The organism is Acinetobacter sp. MD2, from assembly GCF_035615575.1.
GTDB lineage: Bacteria > Pseudomonadota > Gammaproteobacteria > Pseudomonadales > Moraxellaceae > Acinetobacter.
Map to the genome: position 1 here is coordinate 521880 of NZ_VTDK01000001.1, position 16928 is coordinate 538807.

The window sequence follows — 16928 nt, forward strand, 5'->3', positions numbered from 1 at the left end:
CGCTTATGGATACGAGAAGTTTATATATAGTTGCCCTTGTGGTTGCGACCGTAAGCGGTGGTTACTATTATTACAGTGGTAAGAGTAAAAAATTGGATAATAATCCAACACAGAATCTTACCTATGCAGCAAAAGAAATTAAAGTCACGCAAACCGATGTTAGTGGCCTCGTTTCTGCACGCGCAACTGCCGATGAATTATCACAAAACCGACAAGACAATACATCTGAATTATTGAACTTTAAAGCAACAACCTATAATCAAGGTAAAGAAGATGCAAATTATTACGCATCTAAAGCACAAGGGTTTAATAATAATGAGAAAATTTTATTAACTGGTCAGGTGGTTGCACATCGCAATACCACGCAAGGTATTATGACATTAACCACGGATAAACTCATTGGCTATCCACAAACCAAACACATCGAAACAGACCATATAGTCAATGTAGATTCTGCACAAGGTCAATTTATTAGCCAAGGGCTAAAAGCAGATTTCACAACAGGACAATATGATTTTTTCAATATTCGAGGCAAGTATGCTCCAAAATCTTAATCATCCGCATAAAACTTTCCTAAAAGTCACCCTTATCGGGGCTTTGTCTTGTACTGCAATGGCAGCTTTTGCCTTACCTAATGATCGCAATCAGCCCGTTTCTTTAGTTGCTGACCGTGCGACTTATAACGATAAAACAGGTTATACCACTTATTCTGGCAATGTGGTGGTTGAACAAGGTTCAATGAAACTACAAGCAGATACGGTTACGGCTCAACTCAACTCAAACCGTCAGATGAGTGTTGTTACAGCAAATGGTCGTCCTGCACGTTTCCAACAAAAAACTGACCCAAACAAAGGTTTTGCCAAAGGTGAAGCACAAAAAATTGTCTACAACGCAGATACTGGTATTATCACTTTGACGGGTAATGCTTTTGTCAATCAAGATGGTGCGAGCGTCCGTGGTGCAACCTTGCGTTATAGTATGAATAAAGGTGATATTGAAGCTGTTGGCGGTGGCTCAACAGGTGGTGCAACATCAACCAATTCATCACAAAATAGTGGACGTGTGCAAATCGTCATTCCACCAAATAGCTCAACGGCGATGCCAGGAGCAAAAAGTAAATGAGTGAATTAATGCAGCCACAAACGCTGTGTATTCGTCACCTTGCTAAAAACTATAGTAAACGCTGGGTCGTTAAAGACGTTTCATTTGAAATTCAAAGCGGTCAAATTGTGGGTTTATTGGGCCCAAATGGCGCAGGAAAAACCACTAGTTTTTATATGGTTGTGGGATTGGTACGCATGGACAAAGGCGAGATTCATTTAGATGATCAAGACTTGTCACATTTTGCCATGCACGAACGCGCGCAAAAAGGTATTGGTTATTTACCTCAAGAAGCCTCTATTTTCCGTAAATTGACCATTGGTGAAAACATCATGGCAATTTTAGAAACACGAAAAGAGCTGAATAAATCCCAACGTGAGCAACGCCTAAAAGAATTATTGGAAGATTTTAAAATCAGCCATATTAAAGATTCTTTAGGCATGAGTGTTTCGGGTGGTGAACGTCGTCGTGCTGAAATTGCACGCGCACTCGCAGCCGATCCAAAATTTATGCTGCTTGATGAACCTTTTGCAGGGGTCGACCCAATTTCTGTAGGTGATATTAAAGATATTATCCAAAACCTAAAATCTCGTGGCATTGGGGTATTAATTACCGACCATAACGTCCGTGAAACTTTAGCCATTTGTGAAAAAGCCTATATTGTCAGTGAAGGTGCTGTAATTGCAGAAGGTTCTCCGCAAGAAGTGCTAGAAAATGCAACCGTACGCGAAGTCTATTTGGGCGATGACTTTAAAGTTTAATCGCCTTGAAGGTTAAAATCCCACAGATTTAAATCACTGTTTTAAAAGATGATTGGTATAAAAAGCTGATGTTAAACATCAGCTTTTTTTAATTGTTGATGCAACTACGGCTGCACAATAATTTTAACTGCCGACTCGTTATTATGAATTAACGTTTCAAATCCCTGAGAAATTAAATCGTCTAATTGAATGCGCTGAGTAATAAACGGTGCCAGATTAATTTTACCTTCTTCAACCAGTTTAATCGTTTCTTGATGATCATTCACATAAGCAATGGTTCCGCGAACATCTAACTCCTTCATCACCACACTATGCACATTCACAGTTGCAGGATGACTCCAGATTGAAACAATCACAATCACTCCCGTTGCTTTGGTGGCCGAAACCAATGTGTCCAATACTTTATTCACACTGCTGCATTCAAAGGCAACGTCTGCGCCTTTATTCTGCGTAATTTTCATCACTTCTGCAATCACATCGACTTGCGTTGGGTCGAGAATATAGTCCGCAACACCCGATTCTTTGGCTTTTTCTTTTCGCTTGCTGCTTAATTCGGTAATGATAACCGTTAAACCTTTGGCTTTTAAAATAGCAGAGAGCAATAAACCAATAGGGCCTGCGCCGCCCACCAATGCCACATCACCCGTTTTGGCGCCACTTCTTATATAAGCATGATGCCCTACCGAAAGTGGCTCAATCAAAGCAGCCTGATCCAGTGGAATTGCATTCGATATTGGATGCACCCAACGGCGCTGAACTGCAATTTTTTCTGATAGTCCGCCGCCACGACCACCCAAACCAATAAAGTTCATATTTTTAGAAAGATGATAATTTTCACCAGGGCCAGTTGGAACGTCATCGGCCACGATATAAGGCTCGACCACCACATGCTGTCCAACTTTAATATCATCTACACCTTCACCCACAGCATAGACCACGCCCGAAAATTCATGCCCCATGGTAATCGGTGCAGATTCCCCCGAAATGGGATGTGGATGCCCACATGGCGGAATAAAAATTGGACCTTCCATAAACTCATGTAAGTCTGTGCCACAAATCCCACACCAAGCCACCTGTATGCCTACAGTTCCTGCTGTTACTTCAGGCTCTGGAATATCTTCAATACGGATATCCCCACGATCATAAAAACGTGCTGCTTTCATTGTTATATTCCTATTAAATTATGTTGAAATACATGAAGTGGTACAACATCTCACAACGGTAACGGTCATTGTTTTAGATATGAATTGCCCGTTGCATAGATGCTAGAATAGACTCATGCATGGCTTCAGACAAGCTTGGATGCGGAAAAATCACCTGCGCCAAATGCTCATCGGTTGCTTCAAGGGCTTGAGCGATGGCATAACCTTGAATCTGCTCTGTGACTTCATGTCCCACCATATGCGCACCGAGTAACTCGCCAGATTCCACATCAACAATTGTTTTAACAAAACCAGCGGTTTGTCCCAGTGCAATTGCTTTACCATTGGCAGATAACGGAAATTTTCCGATATGCATTTGTTTGCCTTGTGTTTTGGCTTGCTGCTCAGTTAATCCAATACTGGCAACTTGAGGATGGGTGAAAATGCAGGCTGGAATTTGCTGGCGATTGAGTGGATGAACACCTGCGATACCCGCAATTTTCTCTACACAGACTATGGCTTCATGACTGGCTTTGTGTGCCAAACACGGTGCACCAGCAACATCGCCAATCGCATAAATGCCGACGACATTGGTTCGACACCATTCATCTGTCTGGATGAATCCATTTTTCAATGCCACACCCAATTGCTCCAGACCCAAATTCTGTGTATTGGGTTTAACCCCCACGGCTGAGAGCACATGATCAAAGCTTAGGGATTGAACGCCAGAAGGCCCTTTTATTTCACAATGTACCTTTCCCTCACAAACTTCTAAATGCTGTACGGTACTTTCTGTCAGAATACGCATGCCCTTTTGTTCAAACTGCTTTCGTACATACTGGGCAACTTCATGATCTTCGGTTGGTAAAATCTGCTTAGTAAGATCGACCAATGTCACCTGACTTCCCAAATCCTGATACAGGCTCGCAAATTCACTGCCTATGGCACCAGAACCAATGACCAGTAAAGACTTGGGGAGTTGCTTGGGTTGTAATGCTTCCTTATAAGACCAAACATAATCACCATCTACTGGAATCTGAGGAAGTGAAGCCGCATGTGCACCTGTTGCCACAATAATATGCGGGGCACGAATCATCTGTTTCTGCTGTTGCGCATCGACCAGCTCTAAGCGCTCTTTGGCAATAAATCTGGCTTTTGCATAAAATACGCTGACCTGATTTTTACGAAGTAAGTGCTCAATCCCCTGCACCAATTGCGCTGAAACCTGACGACTATGTTGAACCAGTTTAGATAAATCAAAATTGATATCTCCTAGCTCAAATCCAAACTGCGACGCATGTTTAAATTGATGCGTAAGTTCAGCACCCGCCAATAATGCCTTGGTCGGTATACATCCCCAATTCAAACAAATCCCTCCCAGATGAGTCGCCTCGACAATCGCGGTTTTTAGACCCAGTTGGGCTGCTCGAATCGCAGCCACATAGCCTCCAGGACCAGCACCAATCACCACAAGATCAAATTGTGTGTCTGACATGCCTATCCTCCTACACCAAAATCAAAGCAGGGTTTTCGACAAACTGCTTGAAGCTTGCCAAAAATTTGGCTCCCAAAGCACCATCAATGACGCGATGATCACAAGAAAGTGTGACAGTCATCACCTGCCGAATCACAATGAGATCATGCTCAACCACAGCACGCGCCTCAGAACTACCTAGGGCCATGATGGCGCCTTGTGGAGGATTAATAATCGCATCAAAGTTTTTGATACCGAGCATTCCCAAATTAGAGATGCTAAAGCTACCACCTTGGAACTCATCAGGCTGAAGCTTACCTGTTTTGGCTCGGGTTGCCAGATCTCGCATCGTGCTCGAAATGATAGCCAGCGATTTCTGATTGGCTGCTTTAACAATCGGTGTGATTAGTCCATTTTCAATAGCAACTGCAACCGAGATATCAGCATCTTTAAACTGTAAAATCTGCTGTTTTTGTTCGTCATATTGCACATTGACTTCTGGCACTTTAATCAGCGCAGCCGCAGCCGCTTTAATCAGCATATCGTTGATCGATAGCTTGAGTTGTGGCACGGTATCGTTGATCTGCTGACGTAAAGCTTGCAAGGCTTCAACATTGACATCAATGCTTAAACGAAAATGGGGTGCATTACGTTTTGCCAATTGTAATCTTGAAGCAATGGCCTTACGCATCGCATTCATGGCAATAGGCTTGACAGAATTTGGCTCAACTGGCGTATCAGCACAACTCGCGGTTGAAGCAGTTTCTGATACAGAATGTTCACGATAATAGACCGTTTCAACATCCTCTTTACAGACACGCCCCCGAGTACCCGAAACTCGGCAATCATTTAAGTTAATACCCCATGTTTGGGCTAAACGTCGAGCGACAGGTGTTGCAGCTATATGCTGATCATCGGCAGTCGACTTGATTGCTTTGTGACTGCCCTGACGTTTGATTCCTGCCCATTGACCACCTGCTGCTTGTACCGCAGACTGCAAATCTTGCACGCTAATGCGATCTAACCGACCTGTACCCATCACTTGAGAAAGATCAATATTGTGTTTCTCTGCAAGTTTTAATGCATGCGGCGTAGTAAATAAATCCGATACCTTAAAGCCCTGTAACGCTGCTGGAACCACAATACCATCTTTTGACACAATCTGTGCTTTGGTTTCGATAATCGCTTGAGACTGAGCTTGACTGTTCGCTACTGCTAATTGATCAACTTCAGACGTTTGAGCTGTTATGACTTTAGCCTCTGTTGCAGTATTGGACGACTGAATACCGTTTAAATTTCGGGCGAAATTTTGAATTTCGGTATCAGAAACATCAGTTTCGGCACAAATGGCAATCAAGCCACCTACAGGCAGCGTATCTCCTGCGTGTGCTAGAATCTGACGCAACGTACCATCAAAAGGTGCTTCGAGGACATTTACAATTTTAGTGGTTTCAATTTCACAAATTTCATCGCCTTTTTTGAAGCTCGTACCGATTTCGATCAGCCACTGTGCGACAGTTCCTTCTTCCATGGACAATCCCCATTTCGGGATTTCCAGTGTTTTAATTTCGCTCATCCTAAGCCTCCAGTATTTTTCTGACCGCTTGTTCGATCCGCTCGACACTTGGGATCCATTCTTTTTCAAGTACTGGTGAAAAAGGAATTGGCGTATGTGGCGGTGTGACCAGTTCAATCGGTGCTTTTAAATAGTGAAAACCTTTTTGTGCAATAAGTGCTGCAACATCATGTCCAAAACCGCAGCGTGCTGCTGATTCATCCACAATCACCACACGACCCGTGCTTGCAACGGATTCTAAAATCCCATCTTCATCCAGTGGTGAAACAGTACGTGGATCGACCACCTCGACAGATATACCTTCTTTGGCGAGTTTGTCTGCAACTTCATTGGCTCGATGAACCATGAGGCTCAATGCAATGATGGTGACGTCCGTTCCTTCACGGGTATAATTGGCAACCCCAAACGGAATAGTATAGGCTTCATCGGGTGCTTCACCTTTAATGTCATACAACATTTTATGTTCACAAAACACAATAGGATCATCATCACGAATGGCTTGAATAAGCAACCCCTTGACATCATAAGGACTCGATGGCACCACGACCTTTAAGCCAGGTACCGATGCAAAGACATTATAAGGTGACTGAGAATGTTGTGCTGCTGCTGAGAAACCAGCACCAATCATGCCTCTCACCACCATCGGTGCTTTGGCTTTACCACCAAACATATAACGGAATTTGGCGGCTTGGTTATAGAGCATGTCGTGACAGACACCATAAAAATCCATGAACATCAAATCTGCAACTGGACGTAAGCCTGTTGCTGCCGCGCCTGCGGTCATTCCAATAATGGCAGATTCGGTAATCGGGGTATCAATCACACGTTCAGAACCAAACTCAGTCCACAACCCTTTGGTTACCCCCAATACACCACCAAAACCTTCCAGCTTATTTTCATCTGTATTTTTGCCGCCATGCCCGCCACGGACATCCTCACCCACCACAATCACGGTAGGATCACGTCGCATTTCTAGCTCAATGGCTTCTTTAATGGCATTTCGATAACTTTTATTTGGCATTTCGTTACTATTCCTTTAGTAAGAGACATAGACATCTGTTAAAAGTTGAGAGATTTCTGGATATTTTGCTGCACGCGCTTTGGCTACAGCATCATCGACATTGGCTTTTGAAGCAGCGTCAATGGCATCCAGTTTGGCTTCATCAATCTGGCCCTTCACTTTTTCACGGAAAATCTTGATCGGGTCTTTATGTTCCTTCACATAATCAATTTCATCTTTAGAACGGATGAGCCCTGGGTCGCCTTCAAAATGTCCATAAAACCGATTGGTGACCGTTTCAATCACACTTGGTCCTTCACCACGGCGTGCGCGTTCAATCGCCTTTTGCGCAGCAGCGTAAACTGCAAAAAAATCTGTGCCATCCACTTTTTCGGCGGGTAAGCCAAAACCTGCGGCACGTCCTGCAATATCCTTACTTCCTACGGCGTAATCGTGTGAAGTACCTTCACCAAACCCGTTGTTTTCGAAAATAAAAATAACGGGTAATTTTAAGACAACGGCCATATTGATCGCTTCAAAAGTCAGGCCCTGATTCGATCCACCATCTCCTGTAAAAGACAAACCGATACCACCTGTTTTTAATGTTTTTGCCGTCAAGGCTGCCCCAATCGCAAGCGGTGGCCCACCACCTACAATGCCATTGGCACCAAGCATACCTTTATCCAAATCGGCAATATGCATTGATCCGCCTTTTCCTCGGCATAATCCTGCATCTTTGCCAAAAATTTCCAGCATCATGTCGTGAATATCGCAGCCTTTGGCAATACAATGCCCATGCCCACGATGGGTTGAGGTGATGTAATCCTGATCGGTGAGATTTTCACAGATTCCAACGGCTACCGCTTCTTCACCACTGTACAGATGAATAAACCCGGGAATATCCCCTGTATTATTTTCTTCATGAAGACGGTCTTCAAATTCACGAATATCTCGCATGCGTTTATATGCGGCAAGCAATTGTTCTTCAGTAAGCTGCATACTCATTTCCTTATTTTTTGATCTAAGTGATGTCGTCCAAGCATCCACTTAATCTAAAAATATTTTTTATTTCTTGGATATTAGACTAATAAAATAAATCGCTTTCACAAGGTTTAAAACTTTGAATAGAATATTGATTTTTTAAGATTTTTATTTAAATGTAATTTTTTATTAAAGGTAAATTCCAGTGCAAAACAAACTTTTAACCAACCTTTATTCTTTAAACTTGCGCACCATTTTTATCAAAGTTAAAAAACATAAAAATTTAGCTACAATCTCACCACTTTTTGAAACATTTTTTGATTCAATTTGCCAATGTCTTTCAACTAGACTATTGCTTAAATAAAATCATCTGAAGAGTTGTTTAAAATATGCAAAAATAAAAATCGCCATCATTTCGGCTCACTTAAAGGATTTAAGTGAACGGTTGTAGCATAAAAAAGGAAGCCATCATGGATTTAAAGCCAAGCTCTTTTACACAAATAACACCTATCACCCCACCTAAAGTACATGAGGTCTTGCCCACGGCTGCACCTCTTTTATCACTCGAGCAAGACTGGCAATGTTCGCTGTTCGGACGCACAATTTATCAAAGTCAAACCATGATGTCGCAAATTGCGCAGGAAGCCGATATGGCAATGGGCATTACAGATACTTTTGGCACCTTACTTTGGACATGGAGTAGCCAGAGCATGCGCTCATCGGCAGAACAAGTCCATTTTGTTGAAGGCGGGCAATGGTCTACTCAGTCTGTTGGGACCAATGCCATTGGTGTTGCACTAAATACGCAGCAAACCAGTTGTGTTTATTCCAATGAAAATAAGATGAATAGTGTGCAAGATTGGGTCTGTTATGCCACGCCAATTATTGACCCCAATACACAGCAATATTACGGTATTCTAAATCTTTCAACCCAATACACCAAACATAGCAATTTAGGTAAACTGGCGGTTGAACGTTGTGTGCAACTATTAAGCCAAGTGTTACAACATCAACAACAAGATACTTTAGCCATGCAAGTTTTTGGCACGCCGATCATTACCTTTAATCAAAACCGCCTCGCACTGACCCATCGACAAATTGAAATTTTATGTATTTTGGCTTTATGCCCACTGGGCATGCAATTAGATGAATTACATTATGCTTTATATGGCGACAGAGACGTCAGCCTAACCACGCTTAAAGCTGAAATTTCACAGTTACGCACTCTGCTTAATGGCAAAATTCAGCCGCGCTGCTACAGACTCAACTGCGAATTAGAATGCGATTTTTTACGTGCAGAACGCGCACTCAATGCCGGTTACTTACAAACAGCTGTTCATCTATACCAAGGAAACTTCTTAGCAAAAACAGAAAGCCCTTTTTTACGGGCTTGGCGTGACGCGTTCGATGCACGCTTAAGTCATCACATTTATCATTGTACCAACCCAGAACTATTATTTAAGCTGATACAACATAACCCTGAAAGGATAGACGCCATCGAACGTTTACTCGACATCTTACCTGAAGATAGTCCTTATCGAACGTCGATATTGCAACAAAAATTGGAAGGTGTTTAATCTAAAAAAGTGAAGTTTGTAAAATGCTATGTGATGCTTAGCAAAGTTCATCCTCCATAAATCACAACCCAATTAACTTATCTAATTTCTAGTTAGTTTTGTCCCACCCCAACATAACAGTTGCAGCAACACCAAACTGATGACCCAAACAGGCACTATAAAATATAGCGCCATTAAAACAACCATTGCGACACAACATTGCAAGGCTGTCGCCTTCTGCCAAAGCGACATCCACAACCGCGGCGCATTTTGCAAAGTTTTCCTTACCTCGACACGACTTAGCCAACTGTAATATCCCAAAGCAATTAAAAGCAAAATTGCACTCGCGCTAAATATTAAAACCAACTGATTGACCCAACCAAACAGCACCCCAATATGCGTATCAACTCCCCAACGGGTCAGCTTTGCCGAAAGTGGAAAATCTTTAAAATGCAGGCGATCGACTACTTTTAGTTGCTGCATATCAACGGCCAAAGCATCAATTTTAATTGGCCATTTGTGCTGAATTTCTTCAACTGTCCATGCTTGGTTCGCTTCAAGACTTGGTTTAATTTGCAAGGCTGCTGCGTTTAGTCCTTGCTGACGTGCCAGCTGTTGAATGAGATCGAACTGGGCTGGATCTATCAGATTTTGCTGTGACATCTGCATGTGCATATGATGTTCGGCATGTGCATCTACAGGTGTGGTGCTTTGTCCAACCAATGTATGCAATTGAGTATTTAAACTGGGGGTATCACCATTAGCCCAATGACGAAATTTGGCAATATTCGCCCCCGCCCAATTTGACCATGTTAAACCCGTAGCAGAGAAAAAAATCAGCATCGGAAAAAAAGCCAAACCCATCCAGCTGTGCCACTGTTTTGATGTGACATTGCTTTGATATTGAATCTTTTTTTTACATTTACGGTGCCATTGTAAAAATCCTGTAAGCGCTAAAATACCTAACCAACTGGCCGCCAGTTCACTATAAGCACGGCCATACGTCCCCATCAGTAAATTACGATGTAAATTATCTAAAAAGGTACGCATAGGCAATACACCACTGGTGCCATAAACAGGCAAACGTCCTTGCACCGCCAAATTATATGGATTGACAAACAGCGCCATCGTTTGCTCGGGCTTATGAGCATCCATATATAAAATTCGGGTGGTCATATCTACAGATGGCGCTGGTCGAACTGCCATAATATGTGCCTGCTCAGGCAAAAAATGCTGTGCGGCTCGAATTTGCTCACTTAAAAGCTTCGGTTGTGCATGACTGGGCTGATCAACAAATAATTGCTGCTGATAAATACTATTTTCAATTTGTGGCGTTAAGGCATACAGCAGCCCTGTTAACGCAGCAATAAAAATAAATGGCGCAACCAATACACCGACTTGCACATGCAACATTTGTAATAATTGACGAAAAATGGGCATTCTTGCCGATTTTTTATCCATAGACCCTACAATGCCTAAACCCAAAGATGGCATATCTTAACAAGTTCATGTACCCTACACACCGTTTTAAGTTTAAATTAAGTTTTCTTCCCTCAATGCGGCAATTTGGATTCACGTTTGGCCTACTGGCACTTTTGTTACAAAACCTTGTGTTTTGGCAAATTGCGATGCCTAAAACCATGCAATCCAATATCGTCTGTGCAGAGATTAGTGTTGCCTTAGACCAACACAGCATGTCAATGTCAGAACATCACATGATGATGCAAGACATGCAGCATGACATGAGCAAAATGAAAACATCGTCAACACATGACGATATGCTTAAACACTGTCATTTTTGTCAACTTTACCATCAATTATCACCTCTAACTGAAATCAACCTCGATTTAATTGAAATCGCCCTACTTGTTCGCCTTATTTTATTGGCGGCATTGGCCTATGTTTTCTTTGATTTACGTCGTTTATTTCTGTGCCCTCAAGGTCGAGCACCGCCGCTTTACGCCTAAATATTGCTTTCAAGGTCAGCTTCTGACCTAACACGTTGTCAATTTTTATTTGGCAATGTGCTGTATTTCTACGCGTTTTTTCTGCGTAGCGCATATTTATGTTTTGAGATAAATCGTCATGACTCGACCACAATTTTTATTACAACCTTTAGCCGCAGCATTACTACTTAGCATCAATCCCGCATTCTCCCATGCAGAAGATACCCCAACGCACAATTTAACTCCAATTGTGGTGACCTCGCAAAATGATCACCTCTCGAATGGGCTAATGATTCAGGCCGATCCGAAGCAACCGATTCAACCCGTGCCTGCAACGGATGGCGCAGATTATTTACAAAGCATCATGGGTTTTAATGCCATTCGTAATGGCGGAAGCAATGGTGACGTGACTTTCCGCGGCATGTTCGGTTCAAGAATTAAAATTTTAACCGATGGTACCGAAAATTTAGGTGCATGCCCCGGGCGGATGGATGCGCCAACTTCTTATATTAACCCAGAAAGTTACGACCAAATCACCGTGATTAAAGGCCCTGAAACCGTGCAATATGCCACCACAGGTTCGGCGGCAACAGTGCTGTTTAAGCACAAACCTGTACATTTTCAGCCGAATCAAAACGTTCAGGGTCAAGCCAGTGTTTTAGTCGGTCGTTATGGACGGGTGGATCATAATCTTGAAACAGCAGTTGGTCGCGATGATTTATATGCACGCCTGAATGCCAATCGCTCTGTGTCGAATGACTATCAAGATGGTCATGGCAACAGCGTGCATTCCTCTTGGGAAAAATGGAATGCAGATTTAGCTTTGGGCTGGAAACCCACTCAAGATACGTGGCTTGAATTACGTGGTGGCACCAGTGATGGCAATGCAGCCTATGCAGGACGTGGTATGGACGGCGCACAATTTAAACGACAAAGCCTAGGTTTACATGCCGAACAACAAAACATTAGCGATGTCATTAGAAAAGTTGAAGCGCAAATTGACTACAATTACAACGACCATATTATGGACAATTTTAGCTTACGCACCCCTGTCATGCGTAGTATGGCATCTGAAGTGTCACGCCGTACCTTAAATGCACGCACCGCAATAACCACTACATGGGACAAACTCAGCATTGTGTCTGGGCTTGACAGTCAACACAATCAACACGTCAACAATGGTCGCAAAAGTTTGGCTTTTCAGTCTTATGGCGCTTTTAGCGAATGGAATTATGCCCTCAGCGATAGCACAAATGTAGTGACTGGCGCACGGTTGGGTCATGTGGAATTTAACAACAATAAAAACAACCAAAACAGAACTGAAACCAACCCAAGTGGATTTATTCGTCTTGAAAATAGCTTCCCTCAATACGATTTAACAACCTACGCAGGGATTGGTTATGTTGAACGCACGCCCGATTATTGGGAACTCGTTCGCGCCTCAAGACTTGGCAAAACACTGGCTGATTTAAAAACCGAAAAAACCACCCAATTGGATATCGGTTTTAACATGCAACATCAAGCATGGAACGTTTGGGCTTCAGCTTATGCAGGTTTAATTAACAATTTTATTTTGGTGGGATATCAAGATACTCCGTCTATACGCAATGTCGATGCCGTGATTGCAGGCGCAGAAGCAGGCGTTGGCTATCAATTTACCAATCAACTCCAAGCCGATGTTTCAACCATGTATGCATGGGGGCAAAACAGTACCGACCATCGTCCACTGCCACAAATTGCGCCGCTTGAAGCACGTTTTAACTTACGCTACACCCAAGATCAATATAGCTTAGGTTTATTATGGCGTGTGGTTGCCGCACAGAATCGAGTTAGCTTAAATGAAGGTAATATTGTTGGATATGACATGAGCCAAAGCAAAGCATTTAATACCTTTGCCATCAATGCGGCCTACAAAATCACATCAAATTTAGATGTTGCCATCGGTATTGATAATCTATTTAACCGCAACTATGCCGAACATTTAAATAAATCAGGTGCAGCAGTATTCGGTTACGCAGCAAATGAGCAATTTAACAACATGGGTCGTAATTATTGGCTACGCATGAGCATGAAATTCTAATTTTTGCTTAAACAAGTCACGCATTCACGTTTTGAATGCGTGACCAACCATGTGTTTTAAGTCATATTTTGCGAGATTCATTTATGTTAAGTTGTAAATTTCATCCAACTTGGGCAAGTCTGCTCCTACTACAAATTATAAGTAGTACGGCTTTAGCAGTAGAAAATACAGATTTATCCAAAAATACCATTGCTTTACCTCTGATTCACATTAAAACCGAGCAATCCAGCAGCAATGCAGATGTTTCACAAGCACTGACCCAGTTTCAACATGCATTATTAGATGTGCCTTTTGCTCAATCGCACATTTCTACGGCAGAAATTCAGCAACACAACATCCAACGGGTCAGCGATGCTTTGGCACTGGTCAATGGCGTGGTTTATCAAGACAGTTATGGCGGTGGCTTTTGGGACAATTACTCATTTCGTGGTTTTAGTACCGACCCGAATATGGGAACAATGTATTTGCGCAACGGTTTAAGTGCGTTAAATGGCATTCATCCACCACAAGACATGGTTAATGTTCAGGCGATCGATTTTTTAAAAGGCCCTATGGCAGCAATGTATGGTCAGGGTGCAATTGGTGGAATGCTCAACATCACCACCAAACAGCCCGAATGGCAACCACAGCATGAACTTAATGTAAGTGCTTCTACGCTACAACAATATCGAATTGCACTTGATTCAACGGCTGCAATCAATGATGTATTGGCGTATCGGATGGGCATCGCCTATGAAAATAATCAAAGTTTTCGAGATGATGTCAATCATCAACATTATACCCTTGCACCACAATTGGCATGGAAAATTTCAGATCATACACAGCTGAATTTAGACACTGAATTTTCTCAATACCAAGGCGTGTTTGACCGCGGGATTCCTATGTTAAATGGGAAAATGATGTCGAATATCCATACGTTTTATGGTGAACCAAGCGATGGTAAGCTCGACATTCAAAGCCAAATGTTGCAACTTCGGCTCAATCATCAATTCAATGACAATTGGAATAGCACCACTGCATTAAGCTACAGTCATGGCACACGCGAAGGCACATCGACTGAAATATCAAGTGTCAATGCAGCCGATTTAACCGCCAATCGCTTCCGCCGTTATCGTTATTTTGAAACTAAAAATACTCAATTTCAGTCGATTTTACGTGGCAAAATTCAGACAGGAAATATTCACCATGAACTGCTTGCCAATATTGAAGCAGGTCACTATAGCATCGACCAATTACAACAGCGTAATGCTGTAGGAACGTCCAGTGTCATCAGCCTCATTCAGCCTATATATGACGTGAATATTTTGCCTTTAACGCGCACCACTAAATCGAGTCAAGAAGCCCAAAATATGTTGGGTTTTAGCTTGCAAGATCAAGTTTTTTTAAATGATCGGTGGAGTGTGTTAATGGCTGGGCGCTATAACCATCTTGAGCAAAACATTCACAATCATTTAAATAACGTCACAGTAAAACAAGCGTTTACACCATTTAGCCCACGTTTAGGGGTTAATTTTAAAGCAACACCACAACTGTCTTTTTACAGCAATTGGGGCAAAAGTTTCGAGTTAAATACAGGCTTAAATAAGGACAATATGCTGTATCAACCCGAACAAACCCAAAGTTGGGAAGTCGGCGGGAAATATCAATATCAAACCCAAAGTTGGTTGGGCCTGACTTATTTTAATTTGCACAAGCAGCATTTACTCACCGAAGGCATCCACGACAGTTATGTCGATAGCGGAAAAGTACAAAGTCATGGCATTGAAGTGGAAGTGCAGCAGCAAATAACCGATCAATTAAAACTTCGGGCCAATTACAGCTTCACCGATGCCTCGGTACTTGAAAGTGAAGTCGATGTAAAAGGCGCACAGCTCAAAAATATTCCCAAACATACTGCTAACCTGTCTGCCGATTATCAATTTAACTGGCAAGGCTATGACATGGGGATGATTGGCAATTTAAATTACTACGGCAAACGAAGCGCAAATTATATTGATAATGGCACGACCCTATCCGCTTTTACTGTCGTGAATATGGGTGGTTATTGGCAGATTCATCCTGATCTGCGCATGCAGCTTAATATCAGTAATCTATTCAACCGAAAATATGCGGTGGCAAGCTATACAGACGCATGGATTCAACCGGGTGAACCACGTAAAGCGACGTTAAGTATGAATTTTAAGTTTTAATTGTTTATCGCAACGCACGAGCCAGCAATAGGCTAAATGGCTCGTGCTATTCACCCCAAATCCGCTCTAACACATTCAACCAATTGTCTTTACAGATTTGCTCAATCAGCGGCATTGAATAACCCCGTTGCTGCATTTTAGCGACAATTCTTTGTAAACCTGTCACATCACCAATTTCATCACTTAAACACCCACCATCAAAATCCGAACCAAAACCAACATGTGCTTCACCTAGTTTTTGCATTAAATATTCAACGTGATCGAGTAAGACATCAATCGAGGTTTGTTTATTGCGCTGACCATCGGCACGTAAAAAGGCGGTATCAAAATTGACGCCAACCATGCCCTGACTTGTCGCTATCGCAGCCAATTGACTGTCGGTTAAATTTCTTGCTTGAGCACACAATGCATGTGCATTGGAATGGGTGGCTACAATTGGTTGATCAAACTGCGCTAAAATTTCGGCGGTATCCCAAAATGCCAATTCGTTCATGTGAGATACATCCACAACCATATTCAACTGTGCAACTTTTGTGATGAGCTGTTTGCCTAATCTAGTCAATCCCTCGCCTGTATTGGGCGAGTGTGGAAAACTGGCATTTAAACCATGTCCAAACAAACTTGGGCGATTCCACAAAACACCAAGACTACGCAAGCCTGCTGCATACCAATCATCTAACAAATGCAAATTGGCATCGAGTGCTTCTGCACCTTCCATATGCATCACAATCGCGATTTGCTTATTTTTCTGACAATTACGAATCTGCGTAACTGTCGTACACAATTGCAATTGCTGCGCTGAACGCGCCACTAAATCGTGTAAAAGTTCAACTTGCGCTTGCACAATTTGCTGCATTTCGCACAAAGTAAACTCAGTTGCATTTAAGTCGGTTATTTTATCAGGATGATGCTGTTTCACATAAGCAAAAGGTGGAATAAATACCGCAAACATCCCCCCTAAAAAGTGAGCTTTTTGGCAACGTGGTAAATCCATTTCAGTTGCTAAACCACCATTTAAAAAAGCAGCAACCGGATCAGCAGCATCACTTAACCAAAGCCGTGTTAAAGCGTCATTATGACCATCAAAAATTAACGGCTGCATGGCGAATATCCTTGTTTAAG

General features: G+C 42.4%; 13 protein-coding genes and 2 pseudogenes. 7 read left to right on the forward strand and 8 right to left on the reverse strand.

Translation table 11 applies throughout. The features are described from left to right. The first annotated feature begins 5 nt into the window (after positions 1-5). The 3 genes from lptC to lptB are packed head-to-tail and all read left to right on the forward strand — an operon-like array spanning position 6 to position 1862. Positions 6-554 carry an LPS export ABC transporter periplasmic protein LptC gene (lptC, locus tag FXN70_RS02515; protein ID WP_324645888.1) on the forward strand — a complete coding sequence of 183 codons (549 nt, stop codon included), beginning with the start codon at positions 6-8 and terminating at the stop codon, positions 552-554. Continuing rightward, complete coding sequence (lptA, locus tag FXN70_RS02520) at positions 538-1122, forward strand: lipopolysaccharide transport periplasmic protein LptA (RefSeq protein WP_324645890.1); 585 nt, start codon at positions 538-540, stop codon at positions 1120-1122. Before lptC ends, lptA begins: the two co-directional genes overlap by 17 nt. After that, entirely contained in the window at positions 1119-1862 is a 744-nt protein-coding gene (lptB, locus tag FXN70_RS02525; protein WP_324645891.1) for an LPS export ABC transporter ATP-binding protein, read from the forward strand. The genes lptA and lptB overlap by 4 nt, the downstream gene beginning before the upstream one ends. A 104-nt stretch (positions 1863-1966) precedes the next feature. On the opposite strand, the gene FXN70_RS02530 is transcribed toward lptB, so the two are convergent. From FXN70_RS02530 to FXN70_RS02550, 6 genes and pseudogenes are all read right to left on the reverse strand, one after another. Then, on the reverse strand, positions 1967-3025 hold the full coding sequence (locus FXN70_RS02530) for a 2,3-butanediol dehydrogenase (protein ID WP_324645893.1): 1059 nt from the start codon (positions 3023-3025) through the stop codon (positions 1967-1969). Between the two features lie 73 nt (positions 3026-3098). Next, positions 3099-4499 (reverse strand): dihydrolipoyl dehydrogenase, encoded by a 1401-nt coding sequence (lpdA, locus tag FXN70_RS02535; protein ID WP_324645895.1) that lies wholly within the window; start codon positions 4497-4499, stop codon positions 3099-3101. Positions 4500-4509: 10 nt separating this feature from the next. Then, a pseudogene (locus FXN70_RS02540) lies at positions 4510-5610 on the reverse strand (2-oxo acid dehydrogenase subunit E2); the annotation flags it as partial. Positions 5611-5780: 170 nt separating this feature from the next. Further along, positions 5781-6054 (reverse strand): annotated as a pseudogene (locus tag FXN70_RS11970) (biotin/lipoyl-containing protein); the annotation flags it as partial. Between the two features lies 1 nt (position 6055). Beyond that, positions 6056-7075 (reverse strand): alpha-ketoacid dehydrogenase subunit beta, encoded by a 1020-nt coding sequence (locus FXN70_RS02545; RefSeq protein ID WP_324645898.1) that lies wholly within the window; start codon positions 7073-7075, stop codon positions 6056-6058. A 15-nt stretch (positions 7076-7090) separates the two neighbouring features. Beyond that, positions 7091-8053 carry a thiamine pyrophosphate-dependent dehydrogenase E1 component subunit alpha gene (locus tag FXN70_RS02550; RefSeq protein ID WP_324645899.1) on the reverse strand — a complete coding sequence of 321 codons (963 nt, stop codon included), beginning with the start codon at positions 8051-8053 and terminating at the stop codon, positions 7091-7093. Between the two features lie 452 nt (positions 8054-8505). Between FXN70_RS02550 and FXN70_RS02555 the strand changes: the two genes are divergently transcribed. Next, positions 8506-9612 carry a transcriptional regulator gene (locus FXN70_RS02555; protein WP_324645900.1) on the forward strand — a complete coding sequence of 369 codons (1107 nt, stop codon included), beginning with the start codon at positions 8506-8508 and terminating at the stop codon, positions 9610-9612. A gap of 81 nt (positions 9613-9693) precedes the next feature. Here FXN70_RS02555 and FXN70_RS02560 read toward each other — a convergent pair whose 3' ends face one another. Continuing rightward, entirely contained in the window at positions 9694-11052 is a 1359-nt protein-coding gene (locus FXN70_RS02560) for a PepSY-associated TM helix domain-containing protein (protein WP_324645901.1), read from the reverse strand. A gap of 95 nt (positions 11053-11147) precedes the next feature. On the opposite strand from FXN70_RS02560, the gene FXN70_RS02565 reads away from it, so the two are divergent. The 3 genes from FXN70_RS02565 to FXN70_RS02575 all read left to right on the forward strand — a co-directional run bounded on the left by FXN70_RS02565 (position 11148) and on the right by FXN70_RS02575 (position 15806). Then, a complete protein-coding gene (locus FXN70_RS02565; protein ID WP_324645902.1) occupies positions 11148-11558 on the forward strand; it encodes a DUF2946 family protein in 411 nt (136 codons plus the stop codon). A gap of 118 nt (positions 11559-11676) precedes the next feature. Then, entirely contained in the window at positions 11677-13617 is a 1941-nt protein-coding gene (locus FXN70_RS02570; protein ID WP_324645903.1) for a TonB-dependent copper receptor, read from the forward strand. 83 nt (positions 13618-13700) lie between these two features. Next, positions 13701-15806 (forward strand): TonB-dependent siderophore receptor, encoded by a 2106-nt coding sequence (locus FXN70_RS02575; RefSeq protein WP_324645904.1) that lies wholly within the window; start codon positions 13701-13703, stop codon positions 15804-15806. A gap of 46 nt (positions 15807-15852) precedes the next feature. Here the strand turns inward: FXN70_RS02575 and FXN70_RS02580 are convergent, their stop codons facing one another. Beyond that, positions 15853-16908 (reverse strand): dipeptidase, encoded by a 1056-nt coding sequence (locus FXN70_RS02580; protein WP_324645905.1) that lies wholly within the window; start codon positions 16906-16908, stop codon positions 15853-15855. Between the last annotated feature and the right edge of the window lie 20 nt (positions 16909-16928).

What these genes read in the sequence shown, in the direction of transcription:
- FXN70_RS02545 (WP_324645898.1), bottom strand. Translation starts at nt 7,075, where the DNA reads ATGCCAAATAAAAGTTATCGAAATGCCATTAAAGAAGCCATTGAGCTA.
- FXN70_RS02575 (WP_324645904.1), top strand. Translation starts at nt 13,701, where the DNA reads ATGTTAAGTTGTAAATTTCATCCAACTTGGGCAAGTCTGCTCCTACTA.
- FXN70_RS02555 (WP_324645900.1), top strand. Translation starts at nt 8,506, where the DNA reads ATGGATTTAAAGCCAAGCTCTTTTACACAAATAACACCTATCACCCCA.
- FXN70_RS02530 (WP_324645893.1), bottom strand. Translation starts at nt 3,025, where the DNA reads ATGAAAGCAGCACGTTTTTATGATCGTGGGGATATCCGTATTGAAGAT.
- FXN70_RS02580 (WP_324645905.1), bottom strand. Translation starts at nt 16,908, where the DNA reads ATGCAGCCGTTAATTTTTGATGGTCATAATGACGCTTTAACACGGCTT.
- lptC (WP_324645888.1), top strand. Translation starts at nt 6, where the DNA reads ATGGATACGAGAAGTTTATATATAGTTGCCCTTGTGGTTGCGACCGTA.
- FXN70_RS02560 (WP_324645901.1), bottom strand. Translation starts at nt 11,052, where the DNA reads ATGGATAAAAAATCGGCAAGAATGCCCATTTTTCGTCAATTATTACAA.
- FXN70_RS02565 (WP_324645902.1), top strand. Translation starts at nt 11,148, where the DNA reads ATGCGGCAATTTGGATTCACGTTTGGCCTACTGGCACTTTTGTTACAA.
- lptB (WP_324645891.1), top strand. Translation starts at nt 1,119, where the DNA reads ATGAGTGAATTAATGCAGCCACAAACGCTGTGTATTCGTCACCTTGCT.
- lpdA (WP_324645895.1), bottom strand. Translation starts at nt 4,499, where the DNA reads ATGTCAGACACACAATTTGATCTTGTGGTGATTGGTGCTGGTCCTGGA.
- FXN70_RS02550 (WP_324645899.1), bottom strand. Translation starts at nt 8,053, where the DNA reads ATGCAGCTTACTGAAGAACAATTGCTTGCCGCATATAAACGCATGCGA.
- FXN70_RS02570 (WP_324645903.1), top strand. Translation starts at nt 11,677, where the DNA reads ATGACTCGACCACAATTTTTATTACAACCTTTAGCCGCAGCATTACTA.
- lptA (WP_324645890.1), top strand. Translation starts at nt 538, where the DNA reads ATGCTCCAAAATCTTAATCATCCGCATAAAACTTTCCTAAAAGTCACC.